The sequence below is a fragment of the Mycobacterium sp. SP-6446 genome (assembly GCF_001954045.1).
Taxonomy (GTDB): domain Bacteria; phylum Actinomycetota; class Actinomycetes; order Mycobacteriales; family Mycobacteriaceae; genus Mycobacterium.
In genome coordinates this window covers 1-4,873 of sequence record NZ_MBEM01000134.1, presented here as the reverse complement: position 1 = coordinate 4,873, position 4,873 = coordinate 1, and the positions used below count along the sequence as shown (strand labels likewise).

Genomic DNA, 4,873 nt, shown 5'->3' with positions numbered 1-4,873 from the left:
GTGTGGCAGGACCCGCACAACACCGACCGCCGTTTCACCCGAACCCGGCTGCGCCTCGAGGTGCTGCCGCTGCTGGAGGAGGTGCTGGGCGGCGGGGTGGCCGAGGCGCTGGCCCGCACCGCGACGGCGTTACGCGCGGACACCGAGTTGATCGATGCCCTTGCCGCGCAGGCGTTGCCCGGGGTGACGGCGGGCGCCGGGCTGCACGCCCAGGCCCTCGCCGCGCTGCCCGACCCGGTGCGACGGCGGGTGATCCGCGGTTGGCTGTTGAGCGGCGGAGCAACCGGGTTGACGGACAAGCAGATCAGGGGCGTGGACACGCTGGTCACCGCCTGGCGCGGGCAGGGCGGGGTGGCCGTCGGGTCGCCGTTGCGCGGCGAGCGGTTGATCGCGGGACGGCACGACGGCGTCCTGACGCTGCGACGCGAGCCTGTGTAAATCGGGACTGGCGTTGGTTGTTCGCCCGTTGGCGTGGCACGCTGTGGGCGTGGCCCAGATCTCCTCGGCGATCACCCCCGCGCAGCCGGTAGACCTGTATCCGGGGGATATCAAGTCTGTGCTGCTCACCGCCGAGCAGATTCAGGCCCGCATCGGCGAACTGGGCGAGCAAATCGGCAGCGACTACCGCGACGTCGCCGCGCAGACCGGCCAGGATCTGCTGTTGATCACGGTGCTCAAGGGCGCGGTGATCTTCGTCACCGATTTGGCCCGCGCTATTCCGGTGCCGACGCAGTTCGAATTCATGGCCGTCAGCTCCTACGGGTCGTCGACGTCGTCGTCGGGGGTCGTGCGGATCCTCAAGGACCTGGATCGCGACATCAACGATCGCGACGTGCTGATCGTGGAGGACGTCGTCGACTCCGGTCTCACCTTGTCTTGGCTCTCGCGGAACCTCACCACCCGGCATCCACGCTCGCTTCGGGTGTGCACGCTGCTGCGTAAGCCCGACGCGATGCACGCCAACGTCGACATCGCCTACGTCGGCTTCGACATTCCCAACGAATTCGTGGTGGGCTACGGCCTGGATTACGACGAGCGCTACCGCGACCTGTCGTATATCGGGACGCTGGATCCCCGCGTCTACCAGTAGCGGCTTAGTCGAGCTCCCACACCGCCGTCACCGAGAAGCTCACGGTCTGCTGGCCGGGCTCTAGTGGGACAGCGGCCATGCTGCGAGGCGGCGCCGGCGGTCCGCCGGGCGTGGGTGCGCCGCCCGCCGCCTCCGAGATGGACAGCACCCTGCCCAGGCGCAGCCCCGACAATTGCGCGTACTGGTCGGCGCGGTTCTTGGCATCGTTGAAAGCCCGTGCGCGAGCGTCCTTTACCAGTTGCGAGTCGTCGGCGATGGAGTAACTCACCGAGCTGATCCGGGTCGCGTCGCCGCCGGTGTTCACGATCAACGCGAGCATCCGCGACGCGGCGTCGGTCGGGTGGATCTTGACCCGGATCGCGTTGGTGGCGCGGTAGCCGGTGATGGTCGCGGTGCCACCGCTGTATTGGGGCTCCAGAGTGACCGTCGTGGTGCTGATGTCCTTGCGGTCGAGTCCGGCGCCGACCAGCGCGTTGATGACCGCCTGCTGACGGTCGTTGGTCTGGTTCATCGCGGCGGTGACGTCGGCCGCGGTGAAATCGATGCCGACGTCGGCGGTCAGGGTGTCCGGGACGCCTTGGACTTGCCCCGATCCCAAAACGGTTACCTGACGCGGATTTGCGCCCGGTGCGGGCGCGGAATTGTGCTTGTCGCACGCCGGCAGGGTGGCAACGGCCAATCCGGCGGCGGCCACGGCAATGGACCGGCGAACAAACCTCGGGGCGCTTCGTGCGATCGACATGTGTGGACACTAGCGCAAGCGATCGGGGCAAAGGATAGCCCGTACGGTGGTAACTGCGTAAAAATTCATATGTAACTCCAATCATATTGGTTCACAACATGTTTCATATAAGAACCCAAAGTTGCAGCACATTCAAGCAGCTAAGTGAACAGTCATCGACTCCGCAATGAATTGGCCCCGGTGGAACTGTCCTATCCGGACATCGCTGACCTAGCGTCTTGAAAGCCGTTGAACTGACGCGTTTTTGAGGAGAAAGCATGTCATTTGTCGTCGCCCATCCCGACGTAATTGCCGCGGCCGCCGCGGATCTGCACACGATCAACGCCGCGGTGCGGGCCGGAAATGCGGCCGCGGCAGCCCCGACCATCGGGGTGTCTCCCGCCGCGGCGGATGTGGTGTCGATGCTGACCGCCGCGCAGTTCGCTTTGCATGGACGGCTCTATCAGGAGATCAGCGCCCAGGCCGCGACGCTGCGCGAGCAGTTGGCGACCACGCTGGGCATCAGCGCAGGTTCGTATGCGGCGACCGAGGCGGCCAACACCGCCACGGTCGCCTGACCGAGGGGAACTCATGTTGGATTTCGCACAGTTGCCGCCGGAGATCAACTCGGCGCTGATGTATTCCGGGCCGGGCTCCGCGCCACTGCTGGCCGCCGCGGCGGCCTGGGACGGACTCGCCACCGAGCTGCAGGCCACCGCGTCCTCCTACGGGTCGCTGATCGTCGGCCTGACCGACGGACCGTGGCACGGTCCGGCCGCGGCGTCCATGGTCGCCGCAGCCGTGACCCACGTCGCGTGGCTGAACGACACCGCTGGACAGGCGGAACAGGCCGGGGCCCAGGCGGTTTCGGCGGCCGCCGCTTACGAGACGGCGTTCGCCGAAACGGTGCCTCCGCCGGTGATCGCGGCCAACCGGGCGCTGTTGATGGCCTTGCTCGCGACCAACTTCCTCGGCCAGAACACCGCGGCGATCGCGGCCACCGAGGCGCACTACGCCGAGATGTGGGCTCAGGATGCGGCCGCGATGTACGGCTATGCCGGCGCGTCGGCGGCTGCGTCGACGTTGCCGCCGTTCAACCCCGCGGCGCCCACGACCAACCCGGCCGGGCCGGCCAGCCAGGCCGCCGCGGTCGCCCAAGCGGCCGCGGGCGCCACCGGCGCGGAGCAGACGATTCCCACCGCGCTACGGGGGCTCGCCGGGTTGACGAGCGCACCGACGTCGCTTCTCGACATCACCCCGACTCCTAATGGCGATGGGATCGTCGTCGGCGGCGTACTCGGTGATGTGCTGGAGGGCTTGACCGGATCGGCGACGCTGGATGCCAGCACGCCCTTCGACACGTTTATCCGATTGATTTCTCCCACAAGGCTTTTCACCACCGCGTTCAAAGACATCCAGGGCCTCGCCCAGGCCATGATGCCCCAGGCCGCGAAGGCGGCGGAGGGCGCCGCGAAGGCCGTCGAGGTATTGCCGCGCGCCGTTTCGGGCGCTGTGAGCGGTGCCGCGGGAGCGGTGGGCAAGGCCGCATCGATCGGGGGATTGTCGGTTCCGGCATCCTGGGCCGGCGCGGGCCCGGTGGCGAGCCCCGTCACGGTGGGCCTCAACGGGCTCGGAGCCGCCGCTGCGGCCGAACCGGCCACGAACACGTTGGGCGGGCTGCCCGTCGTGGGCGCCGGCGGAGGGCGGGGTATGGCCCACTTTGCGCCGCCCCGATACGGATTCAAGCCGACCGTAATGGCGCATTCCCCGGTCGGCGGCTAGCGGCGGCCCGCTAGCTACTCGCGGGGAGCGTCCGGCGTCGGAAACTGCAACACCCGGCGTCGAGTGGTGTCCTGGAACGGGCCCACGGAGCTCGGGTCGGCCAGGGCCTCGCGCACGTCCGCGAGCGTGATGAGGCCGAGTTCGACCTGCAGCCAGGTGGCGCTGAGTCCGAACGCGTGGGCCGCGCGCCTGGCCTCCTCGGCGTCCGGGAAGTCGTCGGCGTTTGCCCGGCCCGCCTCGCCGTACCACCGGCCCTTGGTGACGCCGCAGGCGTCGCGCAGCTGCTCGACCGTGATGTCGCGGTTCAGGGTCGCCTCGAGAAGGCGCCTCAACCCCCAGCCGTCCGCGTTTGTCCGTGGCATCCGACAAGCGTAACCGGGTGCCGAAAGCCGGTCAAACCGTCCTGAGCTGGGACGTCAAGATCTGAAAAAAGAATTTTTGACATAGAACTAGACATTAATTCCAGTTTTATGAAAAAGTGTCCCCAGTTCGTCCGCAGAAAGCACCACCGATTCCCGCCAGAAGGAGAAATCCCCATGTCGTTTGTGATCACACTGCCGGAGCAGCTCAGCGCTGCCGCCGGCCGGCTACAGGCGATTGGCGCGGCCGTCAGCGCGGCCAACGCGGCCGCGGCATTCCCGACCACCGGAGTGGTGCCCGCCTCGGCCGACGCGGTGTCCGCGATGACAGCGGCACGCTTCGCCGGCTACGGCCAGATGTATCAGGCAATCGGCGCGCAGGCCGGCGTGATCCACGAACAGTTCGTCCAGACCCTGGGGGCCAGCGCCAACGCTTACGCGGACACCGACGCGATCAATGCGATGCAGGTCGCGGGTGGCCGTGCGGCCGCCGGAGCGCCGGCGCACATGGTCCCCGCCGCGCCCGCTCGTGTGCCGGCCGGGCCCGCTCGTGTGCCGGCCGGGGCCGCCACACCTGCTCGTTTGCCGGCCACGCCTGTCGTTCCTGAACGCGTCGCCTCAGCGGCGCCCGCTGGTGCGGCGTCTGCCGCGCCCGCTCGCGTGCCGAGCGGGCCCGCCCGCGTCGCGCCGCCGCGCATGGCTCCCACCGCGCCTGCTCGGCCGGCGCCCGCTCACCCGGCGCCCGCACCGCCCGCCAGCCCGATGCGATTCAGGGGTGGCGCCTACAGCGGGTATGGCGCGCCGCACGGCGGTGGCTGGGGCGGTAACTACACGCCGCACGGCGGTGGTTGGGGCGGTAACTACACGCCGCACGGCGGCGCCTATAGCGGTTACGCCGCGCCGCACGGCGGCGGTTGGGGT

6 protein-coding genes and 1 pseudogene are annotated in these 4,873 nt (G+C 68.8%); 5 read left to right on the top strand and 2 right to left on the bottom strand.

The features are described from left to right. A partial coding sequence (locus A5736_RS11565; protein ID WP_175611249.1) for a TilS substrate-binding domain-containing protein occupies positions 1 to 438 on the top strand: 438 nt, incomplete at its 5' end. 43 nt (positions 439 to 481) lie between these two features. Next, positions 482 to 1,090 (top strand): hypoxanthine phosphoribosyltransferase, encoded by a 609-nt coding sequence (hpt, locus tag A5736_RS11560; protein WP_076114835.1) that lies wholly within the window; start codon positions 482 to 484, stop codon positions 1,088 to 1,090. A 4-nt stretch (positions 1,091 to 1,094) separates the two neighbouring features. Here hpt and A5736_RS11555 read toward each other — a convergent pair whose 3' ends face one another. Then, the gene (locus tag A5736_RS11555; protein WP_076246283.1) at positions 1,095 to 1,832 is read right to left on the bottom strand and encodes an SIMPL domain-containing protein; all 738 of its coding nucleotides are present in this window, start codon (positions 1,830 to 1,832) and stop codon (positions 1,095 to 1,097) included. A gap of 257 nt (positions 1,833 to 2,089) precedes the next feature. Here A5736_RS11555 and A5736_RS11550 point away from each other — a divergent pair, with 257 nt between their 5' ends. Continuing rightward, on the top strand, positions 2,090 to 2,389 hold the full coding sequence (locus tag A5736_RS11550) for a PE family protein (protein WP_076246281.1): 300 nt from the start codon (positions 2,090 to 2,092) through the stop codon (positions 2,387 to 2,389). A gap of 13 nt (positions 2,390 to 2,402) precedes the next feature. Beyond that, complete coding sequence (locus tag A5736_RS11545; RefSeq protein ID WP_076125425.1) at positions 2,403 to 3,593, top strand: PPE family protein; 1,191 nt, start codon at positions 2,403 to 2,405, stop codon at positions 3,591 to 3,593. A gap of 14 nt (positions 3,594 to 3,607) precedes the next feature. Here A5736_RS11545 and A5736_RS11540 read toward each other — a convergent pair whose 3' ends face one another. Further along, positions 3,608 to 3,955 carry a hypothetical protein gene (locus tag A5736_RS11540; protein WP_076125427.1) on the bottom strand — a complete coding sequence of 116 codons (348 nt, stop codon included), beginning with the start codon at positions 3,953 to 3,955 and terminating at the stop codon, positions 3,608 to 3,610. 174 nt (positions 3,956 to 4,129) lie between these two features. Here A5736_RS11540 and A5736_RS27210 point away from each other — a divergent pair. After that, positions 4,130 to 4,414 (top strand): annotated as a pseudogene (locus tag A5736_RS27210) (PE family protein); the annotation flags it as partial. Positions 4,415 to 4,873: the final 459 nt, after the last annotated feature.

Excerpts from the sequence above, each read along its gene's own strand:
- A5736_RS11555 (WP_076246283.1), bottom strand. The coding sequence starts at position 1,832 with ATGTCGATCGCACGAAGCGCCCCGAGGTTTGTTCGCCGGTCCATTGCC.
- A5736_RS11550 (WP_076246281.1), top strand. The coding sequence starts at position 2,090 with ATGTCATTTGTCGTCGCCCATCCCGACGTAATTGCCGCGGCCGCCGCG.
- A5736_RS11545 (WP_076125425.1), top strand. The coding sequence starts at position 2,403 with ATGTTGGATTTCGCACAGTTGCCGCCGGAGATCAACTCGGCGCTGATG.
- A5736_RS11540 (WP_076125427.1), bottom strand. The coding sequence starts at position 3,955 with ATGCCACGGACAAACGCGGACGGCTGGGGGTTGAGGCGCCTTCTCGAG.